This window comes from Faecalicoccus sp. (assembly GCF_036552745.1).
Classification (GTDB): domain Bacteria; phylum Bacillota_I; class Bacilli_A; order Erysipelotrichales; family Erysipelotrichaceae; genus Faecalicoccus.
This window is the reverse complement of record NZ_JAXKBY010000121.1, coordinates 1-14,032: the sequence shown is the minus strand read 5'-3', so window position 1 is coordinate 14,032 and position 14,032 is coordinate 1. Positions and strand designations below refer to the sequence as shown.

11 protein-coding genes are annotated in these 14,032 nt (G+C 32.5%); 1 reads left to right on the top strand and 10 read right to left on the bottom strand.

Annotated elements, in window-relative coordinates; translation table 11 throughout:
• Nucleotides 1-155: 155 nt before the first annotated feature.
• The 10 genes from U0M88_RS05935 to U0M88_RS05890 form a co-directional block, all read right to left on the bottom strand.
• Nucleotides 156-1,091 carry an ROK family glucokinase gene (locus U0M88_RS05935; RefSeq protein ID WP_331869213.1) on the bottom strand — a complete coding sequence of 312 codons (936 nt, stop codon included), beginning with the start codon at nt 1,089-1,091 and terminating at the stop codon, nt 156-158.
• A 12-nt stretch (nt 1,092-1,103) separates the two neighbouring features.
• Nucleotides 1,104-2,102, bottom strand: coding sequence for a UDP-glucose 4-epimerase GalE (gene galE, locus U0M88_RS05930; protein ID WP_331869212.1), 999 nt, complete (start codon nt 2,100-2,102; stop codon nt 1,104-1,106).
• Complete coding sequence (locus U0M88_RS05925; RefSeq protein ID WP_331869211.1) at nt 2,102-3,382, bottom strand: galactokinase; 1,281 nt, start codon at nt 3,380-3,382, stop codon at nt 2,102-2,104. Before U0M88_RS05925 ends, galE begins: the two co-directional genes overlap by 1 nt.
• Nucleotides 3,379-4,392 (bottom strand): aldose epimerase family protein, encoded by a 1,014-nt coding sequence (locus U0M88_RS05920; protein ID WP_331869210.1) that lies wholly within the window; start codon nt 4,390-4,392, stop codon nt 3,379-3,381. Before U0M88_RS05920 ends, U0M88_RS05925 begins: the two co-directional genes overlap by 4 nt.
• Complete coding sequence (locus tag U0M88_RS05915; RefSeq protein ID WP_331869209.1) at nt 4,386-5,849, bottom strand: UDP-glucose--hexose-1-phosphate uridylyltransferase; 1,464 nt, start codon at nt 5,847-5,849, stop codon at nt 4,386-4,388. The genes U0M88_RS05920 and U0M88_RS05915 overlap by 7 nt, the downstream gene beginning before the upstream one ends.
• 262 nt (nt 5,850-6,111) lie before the next feature.
• On the bottom strand, nt 6,112-6,768 hold the full coding sequence (locus tag U0M88_RS05910) for an HAD family hydrolase (protein WP_331869208.1): 657 nt from the start codon (nt 6,766-6,768) through the stop codon (nt 6,112-6,114).
• A gap of 2 nt (nt 6,769-6,770) precedes the next feature.
• Nucleotides 6,771-8,171 (bottom strand): 6-phospho-beta-galactosidase, encoded by a 1,401-nt coding sequence (gene lacG / locus U0M88_RS05905; RefSeq protein ID WP_331869207.1) that lies wholly within the window; start codon nt 8,169-8,171, stop codon nt 6,771-6,773.
• 2 nt (nt 8,172-8,173) lie between these two features.
• The gene (locus U0M88_RS05900; RefSeq protein ID WP_331869206.1) at nt 8,174-9,838 is read right to left on the bottom strand and encodes a PTS lactose transporter subunit IIBC; all 1,665 of its coding nucleotides are present in this window, start codon (nt 9,836-9,838) and stop codon (nt 8,174-8,176) included.
• 17 nt (nt 9,839-9,855) lie between these two features.
• A complete protein-coding gene (locus tag U0M88_RS05895; RefSeq protein ID WP_331869205.1) occupies nt 9,856-10,161 on the bottom strand; it encodes a PTS lactose/cellobiose transporter subunit IIA in 306 nt (101 codons plus the stop codon).
• A complete protein-coding gene (locus U0M88_RS05890; protein WP_331869204.1) occupies nt 10,154-12,736 on the bottom strand; it encodes a PRD domain-containing protein in 2,583 nt (860 codons plus the stop codon). Before U0M88_RS05890 ends, U0M88_RS05895 begins: the two co-directional genes overlap by 8 nt.
• Nucleotides 12,737-13,079: 343 nt before the next feature.
• Between U0M88_RS05890 and U0M88_RS05885 the strand changes: the two genes are divergently transcribed.
• Complete coding sequence (locus tag U0M88_RS05885) at nt 13,080-13,892, top strand: PocR ligand-binding domain-containing protein (RefSeq protein ID WP_331869203.1); 813 nt, start codon at nt 13,080-13,082, stop codon at nt 13,890-13,892.
• The last annotated feature ends 140 nt before the right edge of the window (nt 13,893-14,032 follow it).

Below are 14,032 nucleotides of genomic sequence, written 5' to 3'. Positions count from 1 at the left end.
AGAAGTTGAAGTACTCTATTCATTACTTTTTTATCCGGCAGATTGCAACAGATGCTTTATTTGAGGTTTCTTTTTAATGCTGAATTATGGCTAAATCACCAAACTGTGGGTATAGCGTAAAGTTATAATGAAAATAAATCTCATTAATAAGAAAACTATTTCATCAATAATTTAACACACCCATACATTCCAGCATCATTCTCAAGCTTCGCCAAAACAATTTCAGTATTCGCACAAGCATGAAAAGCGTATTTTTGAAAATATTTTTTTATTCCGGATGTTAAAATATCTCCCGCTTTAGAGACACCTCCACCTATCACTATGATTTCCGGATCAATTACGCTACAAATAGAAGCCAAAGAATTTCCTAATATTTTACATACATTATTAACAATTTCAATCGCTATAGAATCTCCTTCTTTTGCTTCATCGTATATATTCTTTGCTTCCAAAGAAAAATACTTTCTTAAACTCGAAGAACGCTCATCATACAATAATTTTTTCCTCGCTTGTGTAACAATTCCTGTAGCTGATACATATTGCTCTAAACACCCATGATTTCCACAACCACATGCACTCTTTTCATTATCCTTTACATGCATATGTCCAATTTCTCCACCAGCTCCATGTACTCCAGAAACAATTTTTCCATTTAACACGCATCCGCCGCCTACTCCTGTTCCTAATGTAATCATCAAGACGTCTTGATATCCTTTTCCGGCGCCTTGCCACATCTCACCAAGGGCTGCAACATTTGCATCATTTCCAACCTTTACATTTAAACCTGTCATTTGTTTAAAATCTTCTTCAATCTTTTGTGCTTTCCATCCCAAATTAACACACCCATTGACAACGCCTTCTTTTGTTACTGGTCCAGGAACCCCTAATCCAATCCCAATAATTTCATTCTTGTTTAAATTCTGTAAAGCAATTTTATTTTGTATAACATGTGCAATATCCTGCAATATGTACTTTCCATTATCAATTTTATTTGTTTGAATCTCCCATTTATCAACCAGCTTTCCATCAATTGAAAACAAGCCAATTTTTATAGTTGTACCTCCGATATCAACACCAAAACCATATTTCATAATATTTTACTCCTAAACATATTTCTTTGCAAAATTCCATGTATCTCTACACATATCATCTAAATCCTTTTCAGCTACCCAGCCAAGCTGTTCTTTTGCTCTTGTAGGATCTGCGTAGCAAGTCGCAATATCACCTGCACGTCTTGGTTTGATCACATAAGGAATCTTGATTCCATTTACTCTTTCAAAGGCATGTACAATATCTAATACACTATAGCCTTTTCCTGTTCCTAAGTTACAAATATGAACACCAGGCGTATTGTATTTTTCAATCGCTAATACATGACCCTTAGCCAAGTCAACCACATGAATATAGTCACGAACACCCGTTCCATCTGGCGTATCATAATCATCACCAAATACACCAAGTTCAGGAAGTTCACCAGTCGCAACCTTCATAATATATGGCATCAAGTTATTTGGAATTCCCTTTGGATTTTCACCAATCAATCCAGACTCATGCGCTCCAATTGGATTGAAATAACGAAGTAAAGTTACACTCATTTCTGGATTTGCGAATTGCACATCCGTTAAAATTCTTTCCATCATAGCCTTTGTTGAACCATATGGATTGGTTGTAACACCTAGCTTACAGTCTTCTGTTAAAGGAACCACTTCAGGATCTCCATAAACAGTAGCACTTGAACTAAACACAATACTTGGAACATGATATTTCTTCATCATCTTGGCAACCACCAAAGTTGTCATCAAGTTATTTGTATAATACTCAATTGGTTTTTGAACACTTTCACCAACCGCTTTAAAAGCCGCACAATGAATGACCGCATCCAATTTATTTTCCTTAAATACAGATTCCGTCTTTTCCTCATCTAACACATTAAATTCATAAAACTTAACATGCTTTCCTGTAATCTTATAGATTGAATCCAACACATCTGGTTTTGAATTTGAGAAATCATCGATCACGACAACGTCATAACCACTTTCTAATAATTCAACACAAATATGACTACCAATATATCCGGTTCCACCTGTTACTAAAATATTCATTAGTCAATAACCTTGCAGCCACCTAATTTTCTTACTTTTAAGATATGGCAGCTTCCCTTTCCAAATACTTTTTCAATTTCTTCTTTATATGTTTCTACATAGCTATTTTCAACAAAGGCCTGAATAGTTCCGGCAAAACCTCCACCATGAACACGACATACGCCATGATCTTTTAAAATCATTTCAGACATAGCTAAGCCTAAAGATACAGCCTGGTTCTTATAGTCAAAGTCTGCATATACGTTTTGAAGGAATTTATAGCTTGAATTTCCTGATTCTTGAATCAATGTCTTGAATCCTTCAAAATCATCCTTGTTCAATCTTTCTACGATTGTATTAACACGTCTATTTTCATTAAAGAAATGGATGGCTCTTAAAATTGCACGATCATTATTTAAAGCCGTTCTTAAGTTTGCGATATTTGCATAGAACTCATCTTCATCTACTTCACGAAGAACTTCCTTACCAAAATAGTGAGCTACCTCTTTCATTTCTTGTGGTACTGCACCATAGGCATCTGTTAAATCGGCATGACTTCCCTTTGTATCTACAATGCATAAACTGTGATCATATTTTGAGAAATCAACATTCACACTATTTACAATTGGATTTGAAGTATCTTTAAAGTCAATTGAAATAAGCCCACCAACAGCACATGCACATTGATCCATCAATCCACATGGTTTTCCAAAGTATATGTTTTCTGCATATTGACCTACTTTAGCGATCGTTACCATATCGATCTTCATATCATTGTATAATCCATCAATAATTGTACCGATAATAGATTCAAATGCTGCAGAACTTGATAGTCCTGCCCCCATTAATACATCACTTGTGATAAAAGCTTTGAATCCACCAACGTTATAGCCTAATTCTTTTAATTTAGAAACAACACCACGAATCAAGGCTTCACTTGTTCCAATTTCATTTTCTTTTTTGTCTAAATCATTTAAATCAATTGGTTTGATGTCAAAGTCATCTGAAATCACTTTAATTACATGATCTTGTTTAGATACAATTCCAATCGCATCTAAGTTGATAGATCCCGCAAGCACACAACCATGTTGGTGGTCTGTATGATTTCCTGAAATTTCACTTCTTCCTGCAGCACTATAAATGCTCACTTCATCATCTCCAAATAAAGTTTGGTATTTATCTAATGCACCAGCATAACGTTGTTTTTGGTATTGTAATAAACTTGGATCTGCATATAGATCTTCAATTAATGCATCATATTTTCCTGATACTACTTGTTCTTTAATTTCTGTTGTTTTCATTTTCTTACCTCGAATGTATATGTTGTTTCTTCTTCAAATACTTGTCCTGCTTTTAATAAAACATTTGGATTCTCTTCTTTATGAATCGAATCGGCAATATAGCTTGTTTCAATACACAATCCATCTTGCGGATGCATAATCTTTCCATATTTATCTGTCTGCCCATCTAAGTAGTTAGCACTATAAATTTGTGCTGTTGGATATGTTGTAGATACTTTTAATTCAATACCACTTAATGGACTATATAGACATACTTGATTTTCCTTTGTATCAAATACATATGGATGATCATAACCTCTTGCGATGATTAATTGTTCATCCTCTGAATGAATAAAATCTCCAATTCTTTTTTCTGTATTAAAATCAAATGCAGTCTCTTTAACATCTTTTAATTCACCTGTATATAATCCATCTGGATCTACACAACCAAATTTAGAAGCAGAGATTTGTAACGTATGATCATCAATATTCGATGCATAACCATTTAGATTGAAATAGCCATGATTTGTGATATTAATCAAAGTATCTTTGTCACTAACACCACTATATTGAATATGTAAACTCGATTCATCTAGCCAATAGATCGCATAGAAATCTAAAGTTCCGGGATATCCTTCTTCTCCATCTTTTGATACATAGTGGAATTTAACACCATCTTCAATTAAAGTATAATCAAATACTTTATAAGAAAATCCCTCAATGCCTCCATGTAATGAGTTTGGCCCATTATTGATAGGTACATGATATTCTGTACCATTTATTATGAATGTTCCTTTTTCAATACGATTACATACTCGTCCTACTAAGGCATTTAAATAGGTTCCATCTCGTTTTTGATAATCTTCAACATGTTCAAATCCTAAAATACAATCACAGTCTTGATTATTTTTGTCTTTCGTTACAATCTTTAAAAGAGTACAACCAAAGTTTGTAACTTCTACAGTTAAATGTGAATTGGAAATTGATAATACATCAATCCCATTCTCTAATCTTTCTTTTACCTCTACCATAATGTTTTCACAAATCGGCTAAAGCCGTCTATCCCTTCATCATCCATTTTATATACACCGACATTCTCTAATACAGACACGAATTTCTTTGTGACTTCCATCTCCATGAATGTATCCACATTTGTATACGAGCATGTTTTTAGGTGTTCATACCATTCTTTATGTTTTTCAAGTTCTGGATAAGAATCAAAATCTGCTTTTCCAGATAAACATAATTTAATTTGTTCTAACTCCGTTTTTAATCGTGCCGGCAAAATCGCAAGTCCCATAACTTCAATCAACCCAATATTTTCTTTTTTAATATGGTGATGCTGAGAGTGAGGATGGAAGATACCTAATGGATATTCTTCTGTAGTACGATTATTTCGTAAAACTACATCCATTTGATATTTGCCATCTTTCTTTCTTACAATTGGCGTTACTGTATTGTGACGAACGCCATCTTCATTGGCGATGATATCTAAACTTTCATCACTATATGTACACCATGTTTCAAAGATTTTAGTAGCTAGATCCAATACGTTTTCTTTTGATTTTGATGTTAATCGAAGTGTTGATAGTGGCCAGTAAAGCATATCCACTTGTACATCCTTATATGTATAGCTCTTAACAACTTTTGCGTCTTCCATTGGAAAATGGTGCCTTCCACCTTGATAGTGGTCATGACTTAAAATAGATCCACCCACAATCGGTAAATCTGCATTACTTCCAATCATATAGTGTGGGAATTTATCAATAAATGCGAATAAATGCTCAAATGTAGAACGATCCATCTTCATTGGTGTATGTTCACTATTAAATACAATACAGTGCTCATTATAGTACACATATGGTGAATATTGTAAATTGTATGTATGTCCATTTAAATCCAATGGAATAATACGATGTGTTTGTCTAGCTGGATGATTTAAGTTTCCGGCAAAGCCAACATTTTCCTTACATAATAAACATGCAGGATATGAAGTACTTACGGCATTTTTTGCCTTTGCGATTTCCTTAGGATCCTTTTCTGGTTTTGACAAATTGATTGTAATTTGAATATCGCCATATTTACAAAAATGTGTAAAACTGATATTCTTATCAATTCTTGATTTACGGATATAGTTAGAATCCATACTTAACTTATAGAAGTAATCTGTTGCACTTTTTGGATTCAAAGAATATAGACTCTTAAAAGTATTCACAACTTCACTTGGCCTAGGCATTACACAATTCATAATGCGTGTATCTAGTAAATCTTTTTCAGTTACAGTATCCTGAATCATACCTTTTTCAACCGCATAATCTAACATGAAATCTAGAATCTCATAGATAGAACAGTCTTCTACTTCTTCTCTTTTAAATTCTTGGATGCCAAATAGATCAATCAATAAATTTGCAGAATAATCATAATCGTATTTCTCGATCATTCCATTCTTTAAAGCATACTCTAATATCTGGTTAATTTTTTTGTTCATTTTCCATTCCTTCTATTTAGTCAAAAAAGCCATTCTGGTATGAATGGCTCAGGCCGTTGACAAAGTCGCTCTTTGAGCTGACTTTGTCATTCGGCCTTTTTTAAACTCCACTTTTATTAAAAAAATAGATGAATTTAAGTTTTATTTGGTTCAAAACAAATCATAAATTAGACTTTTCCTACCACTTTTTTTTAAATGTTTTTATCAGCTCTCAAATTAGGTAGTTTGTCAACAAGCTGAGCCATTCTGGTATGAATGGCTCTTATTTAAAGTTTTCAAAAGAATCAATCACTTGTACAACTCCAGGAAGCTTTTCGTATTCTTCTTTTTTATTGGCAGAATCCACAACGACTATATTGTGACATCCTGCTTTATAAGCATTTGAAATCCCACTAACACTATCTTCGATAATTAAACAATCTTGAATATCCACTCCAATATTATGAGCTGCCTTTTTAAACATTGCGATTTTGTTTTCATACGTTCCATCATCATAGACAATCCTAGATGGCTCAATCCATTTGTCTAGATGAAATGATTCGACAAAGAAATCAATATTAGGCTTGATAGATGCGGATGCGATTGTGAATGGAATATTTGATTCTTTTAAATAATCAAAATATGTTTCAGCTCCATTGACTAAATGAAACGTCGCCTGATCCTCTTTACAAAATTGGCGATAATATTCTTCTTTTAACTGCGAATATTTTTCCATTTCGGATGGATCACACGTTCCACCAAACATATATTCAACAACTTTATTGTTTGGTACACCATTAATATGTTCATGAAGTTCTTCTTCATCAATTCCATGATGACGAATATCTTGTGATATTTTTGACCATGCCGAAATATGTTTTGGGTTGTCAAAAAACAATGTTCCATTAAAATCAAATATTACGCCTTTATATTTATGCATTATTAAACCTCTTTTGCATCTATTACTTGTCTGTACCAATACGCACTCAATTTAGGATAACGTTTTTGTGTTTCATAATCCACATAGAATAAACCATAACGTTTGTTGTATCCATTAGACCATGAGAATACATCCATTAGCGACCAAACAAAATATCCTTTGACATTTGCTCCGTCTTCAACTGCTTTTAACAACCATTCCAAATGTTGTTTAACATAGTCGATTCTTGGCTCATCAAAGATAATTCCATCTTCAAAATCATCTTTATATCCCATACCATTTTCTGTGATATAGATTGCTTTATAGTTTGGATATTGATTTTTGATACGCATAATCATATCATACATACCTTCTGGGTAAATCAACCAGTCCCAGTCAGTAGTAGGAATACCTTCTTTGAATACACGTTCTCCTACTCCTTTTAATTTAAATTTCTTTGTTCCTTTTTCACCTGTACCATTGTGATGAATTTCATTTTCACCATTATATGCTTTGATAAAATGACTCTGATAATGATTCATTCCTAGATAACAATTATATTGTGCGGCTTCTTCCATAACCTCAATATCTTTTGCATCTACACTAAATTCTCCACCATTCATTTTTACTAAATCCTGGATTACTGACATTGTTTCTTCCGTATATCTTCCTAAGAAAGTTGCATCCAACAAGAACTGGTTTGCTAAAATGTCCTCTTTTTTTGCTGCAAGTACATCTTCTGGATTGTTCGGATCTAAAGGATATTTAGTTTCTAAAGAATGGATAACACCAATCTGTCCTTTATAATTTCCCTTGTAGAATTCAAGCACAGCCTTCGCATGCGCAACCATCATGCCATGCATTGACTTAACTGCTGAAGTGATATCATATGTAATACATGGAGGAAATGTTCCTTCAATATATTGGTTGGTAGCAATTGGCCATACTTCATTAAATGTAAACCAATAAGTTACTTCATCTTTATATTCTTCAAAACAGAATTTTGCATATTCAACAAATGCATCAATTGTTTCTCGATTCAAGAAATCTCCATTGCGATGCAAAGCATCAGGTGTATCAAAATGATGAAGAGTTACATAAGGTTCAACTCCATTTTTATGACACTCCTGGAATACTCTGTGATAAAAATCTACACCTTCTTGATTGATTTTACCCTTTCCTTTTGGAAAGATGCGTGACCATGCAATGGAAATACGAATGGCGCCAATATGAAATTGATTGCATAGTTTTAAATCCACTGGATACTTATGGTAAAAATCACTAGCTGGATCTGCTTTAAAACGGCCTTGTTTTTCTAAATAATCATCCCAAGCCACTTTTCCTTTACCATATTCACGTGTACTACCTTCACACTGATATGCAGCAGTAGCACCACCAAATACAAAATCTTCAGCAAATTTCATAGTTATTGTTCCTCACTTTCACCATTTAAAATAGAAAATACAAACTCTAACGCTTTTTCTGGATCACGTGTTAAAGCAATATATTGCTTACCTTGACACGCTACACTCTTAATTCCTAATCTATCTGTATCAATTTTTAAATCTTGATAATAGTTAGCTACCTGTGGAGCCAATACAACTAAATCGAAATCTTTTAACATGTCATAATGAGCTCCATAAGATCCAGCAGCGGTAGTCATTTTAATCCCCTTATCTTCTGCACCTTTCGCTAATGCATTTGCAAGTAAACCACTTGTTCCTCCGCCTGCACAAAGAACCAACACACGTTTACCGTCCACTACATCACCAGAAACTTCAACACTTTCCTCAGTTTCTTCTGTTGCTGCTTCTTCCTGATCCTTTAAAGCTTCTTCTTCACATTTTTCTTTATCATAAACCTTGAAGAATGGATAGTAGACAATAAAGTCAATAACTAGAACTAAAACTGCAAATAATAATGATAATAAACCAATCCCACATCCAAGAACGATTCCTAATGGTGCTGGACATGTCCATGGAAGAATATACATGAAACTGTTCATTCCTAAGAAATCAACGAACGCTTTAAATAACCAAACATTTAGAATTGGTGCACCAATAAATGGAATAAAGAATATAGGATTTAAAATCAATGGAGCTCCAAAAAGAATTGGTTCGTTTACACCGAATAATACTGGAATAGAACTTGCTCTACCAACTGCCTTCAACTCTTTAGATTTTGCCATAAATGCAAACATCAAAGTAACGACCAAAGTGGCTCCAGTTCCACCCAAAGTAGCAACAAATTGTTGAACACCTGGTGTTAAGATGTTATTTGCATGCTCACCAGCTTGATATAATCCTAGATTGTTTGCGATATTTACATAATAGATAGCTGAAACCGCTGGCTCTACAATAGATGGTCCTTGAATACCAACAAACCAGAACATAGCCATTGCTCCGTAAATGATAGCTAATCCTAGATATCCATCAGCAGCAGTAAACAATGGTTTAAAGAATTCAATTACAGCTGCAGCAAAGTTAATACCTACTAAATCTCTAAACACGATATCAAATACAGCTAATAGTAAAATTGAAATAGCAAATGGAATAACATCTGCGAATGTTTGAGAAATATTAGGTGGAACTTCTTTTGGCATGTGAATTGTAATATCTCTTTTTACACAGAATTTATAGACATTACAAACAAAGAATGCAACAAAGAATGCACTCAACAAACCCTTAGAACCCATATATCCGCTTGCAAAGCCTTCTTTAATAGGGTCAGCAGCAATCAACAATAAGCCAACAACTCCGGCCATGAAAGTGGAAATATTATTGATTTGTCGATTAATTGGTAATTCACGGTTAAAACTATCTGCTAAGTTTTTAGCGGTAGATCCTGCAACTAATACGGCTAAAATTCCCATTGAATAGTTATATGGTTTCAAAATCATACTTTCAATATTAGCTGGCCAGTAATATCCAAAAATATTAGGTACATATGCAATCAGCATAAAGATACTTGAGAATAATACCACTGGCATCGCGGACATAAAGCCATCACGAATTGCCTTAAGATATTTATTTCTAGAAACCTTTTCAAAAAAAGGCTTCATTTTTTCGATTTTAGCAACTAAATTATTCATATAGACTCTCCTATTAATTATCTATAAATATCTAAAAGATTATTCACAATATCTTTCAATAGAATTGTTGTCATTAAATGATCTTGTGCATGCACTGTGATAAATCCAATTTCAACATTTTCACCTCTAGCCTCTTGTTGAAGCAAAGTTGTTTGTGATTTATGGGCGTCGTTTAAAGATTCATTTGCTTCTTCAATCAACTTTTTACATTCTTCAAACTCTTTTGCCTTAGCTTTTTCAATAGCTAATAATAATTTTGATCTTGCTTCTCCTGAATAAGCAACAATTTCAAATCCAATTAATGATACTTCTTCTTTAGTCATTTTGAGTTTCTCCTTCTTTTTTAAAAATATCAACTATAGTGGCTGCATCTCCTAATGAGAATTGAATTCTATAATAATCCTCTAGAGCATGCATTGCCTCTTTCACTTTTTGTAATTCATTAGGATAATCCATTTTGATTTTTTCTAGATTTAGATTCACAACCGATCCCTCCAAGTTTACCAATCGATTGATTAAACATCCTATATGAATTAAGAATCCAAACCTCGTATCCTCCGATAACTTTTTATTTAAGATTCGTTCTAATTCTGTTAAAAATGGTAATAATGTTATTTCCAAATCTGCATGTGTAAATATAGAAAACTGTTCTGTTAAATATTCAAACACATCAAATCCACTGTCCTTTTCGGCAAATAATTCACGTATTGATTGAACACTGCTTAAATTTGTATAATTCACATAACGTAAGTTAAATACTTCTGGATTATATGTACCGACAATTCCTACGATTGTTCCTAAGGTTTGAATTTGATTCAGTTGGTTAATTAAATCTCGCTTGTTTGTTATATCAAATGATAAAATACGATAATCTTTACTATCTTCCAGAGTCTCTAATATCTTTCGGATGTTCTCGCTTTTCTTATCTTCTTCAGTTGATAAGGTAATAATTATATCTTTACGTCCTCTTCTAGAATATGTCGTATCTGAAAAATCATCTATGACTGCATCATGGATCTGGTCGACACTCTTTCCTGCTTCACTGTATTTACATGATGACATTGCTAACAGACCGATTGGCATTTCAATAAATCGAAGTTCAATATTTGTCTCTTGAGATATTGAATTTAACATTACTTGAATTGACCCCATATCATAAATAACAAATATACCTTTGCCTTTATTTATTGTAATGATTTTTTTCTTCAATCGCTCATAAGTGATTTCAATATCCTCGTCTAATGGCAAATCAAAGGATTCCAAATTTTTAACCGGCATCAATACCTTTATTGCTTTTTCTATTGAAGAAGCACTGTTTTTGCCATGCATGGCTATAAGTGTAACAACTTCATTTTTGTGGGTTGAGCTCTTAAAATGCAAACTTATAAACAAAGTTATGAATACTATTTCATCTCGGGAAAGTTGTGTACCAAAACTACTTTCTATCTCTTGAATAAGTTCTCTAGAGCATAAGTATTGCTCCCCATAAACTTCCATAATTTCAATAACTTTCTCATTGGAAATTCTTTGTTTGTTATTATTGGAAGTAATGGCTTTATTTAAATGAAGACAGATTCCATAGTAAATTTCATTCGCATATACACGATTAAATTTATTTCCCAAGTCATCCATAAAAGAATGTACAATCGTCCTTAGTTTTAAAGAAACATCTTTTTCCAGTTGTTTTTCATCATAGCCTTCTGTTAGCTGAACTAAGTATTCATTAATTTCTTCTTCAATATTTGCAAACAAAAATGTGTCAACATCTTCACTCTGAACATTCTTGCCGAATAAATATCTTTTTCTATCTATTCTTTTGTACAAATCTAATTTTTCATCTACTGCGCTAGCATGGTAAGTGTGATCTTTATCAAATATGTAAACATTGTCCTTTACAATCACTTGATCCAAGCTGTCTTTCATCTTGTTCAGATACAACATTCCCTTTCGGACCTTTGCAGGTAAATCCGATAATTCTAAGACAACCTTTCTAGCATTTTTCTTTGTTTTAACAAAGGCATTTGCCACACCAAATTGAATGTTATTTTTGAGTCCGCTTAAGTTGTCTTCGCAAGGATACAACAATAAGCACTGCATTAAACCGTAATTTACCTCAATACGTTTATTTAAATTGGATGCTTCTTGTTGAAAAAAATACTCAACATGTTTGTACCTTTCTTCGACACTTCTATTTCTTAATGATGGTAAAATTCCACTAAAATTGAAAAAATCTTTAAAATACTGAATTTTCTCTTCCTGCTGAATATGCGCCAACAATACTATTTCTACATTGTGATTTGCTAAAACATTGTCAATAAACCCGGATAACACTTTTCTGGAAATTGAATCCATATTTTTTATAAGAAACATCCCATGATTTACTTTTGACACAAACTCACATTTTGTAATAAATGTAGATTGAAATGCTTTTTCATCCATCAGAGAACAATCAATTTCCAAATATTCAGAATTCTTTTTCAAGATGCCTTCATGGCAAGCAAAATCATATGCACACTTTCCAAGCTCAGATACCTCTGTACCCTTCTCTCCAATATATAAAATTCTTGGAGTATGAGAAGGATACGTAATAGCTGCCTTAGTATATTGAATAACCTCTTTTAAGCTTGTATCCGATCCTATTAAACATCCAAATTCATCTGTTTCGATATTTTTTTTGAATTCTTCTGATAAGCTATATAAGACTGGACGTCCTAAATATTTTTTAATTTTTCCTTCATTAACAAGTTGATTTAATATTGTAGAGACATTTGCTCTTTGTATATTTGTCTTTTCAGAAATAAACTCTGTGTTGAACTTAATTAGCTCATTTCCTATAGAACTGCATTCCTTGTCATATTCCATAACGAACGATAAAACCTTGTCTTTGTTCGTTACCATTTTTTCTCCTCCTATCCATGTCCTATTTTAAGTAAATAAAATAATTCAAACAAATTCACTATAATTGTATTTTCACAACACTAACATCTCTTCACACTCTAAAAAAAACAGTAGTGTTTAAAAAAAATACGGTCTGTTTGTGTAAACGCTTACTTTCGACATACTGTTTGTCTGCTTTTTCTGTTTAATTTCGAATTTAAACACTATTAATTTATTTGTTCTTTATTTAAAATAATATTAAGCGTTGAATCCCTCTATATTTTAAACATTCGAAAAACACTTTTATATGTAGTTTCGATTAAATTATAGTAATTTTGATTTATTTTGAATGGAGCAAAAATGTATGAATAATATAGAAGCATTAGTTAAAAATCTATATAAGATATTAGGAACGAATATCACAATTTTTAATATTGAAGGCGACGTACTAGTCAGCTATCCAAATATACATAAAAGCTTTTGCGCATTTATAAATAATTCCAAAAACGGAAATGAGCAATGTATGAAATGTGATAGAAAAGCATTTAACAGAGTAAAAAAATCAGGTAAGATCGAACTTTATAAGTGTCATCTAAACCTATATGAAATATGCGTACCTCTCTATACATATGGCACTCTCGCAGGATATTTAATGACAGGGCAAGCTACAGATGGTTCTGATTACGAAAAAGAAATAATAAAAAAACTAGCTGAACCTTTTTTTACAGACAAGGATTCGTTAGAGAAAAGTTTGAACCAAATCCCAAAACGATCAAAAGAACAACTAGAAGCCTATGCAAGTATTATTGAAGTTTATGCTAATTACTTTACGCTTAGTAATAAAATTCATAAACAAAAAGACAATTTAGCAGCATCAGTCAAGGAATATATTCAAAAAAACTGCACAAAAGATATTTCTTTAGAACATCTCTGTTTGAAATTCAATTGCTCGAAATCTACAATAGTTAATGGTTTTAAACAAGAATTCAATACTTCTATTCATAAGTATTTAACCGATCTAAGAATAAACAAATCATGTGATTACTTAATTAACTCAAATCTTTCAATTCAACAAATTGCTGAATTAACAGGTTTTAATGATCCTAATTATTTTTCAAAAGTATTCAAAAAAAGCTTGGATATAACACCCAAGCAATATAGAAAAATTTATAAATAAAACGCTATACCCACAGTTTGGTGATTTAGCCATAATTCAGCATTAAAAAGAAACTTCAAATAAAGCATCTGTTGCAATCTGCCGGATAAAAAAGTAATGAATAGAGTACTTCAACTTCTTTAAGACATAGACAAGTATTT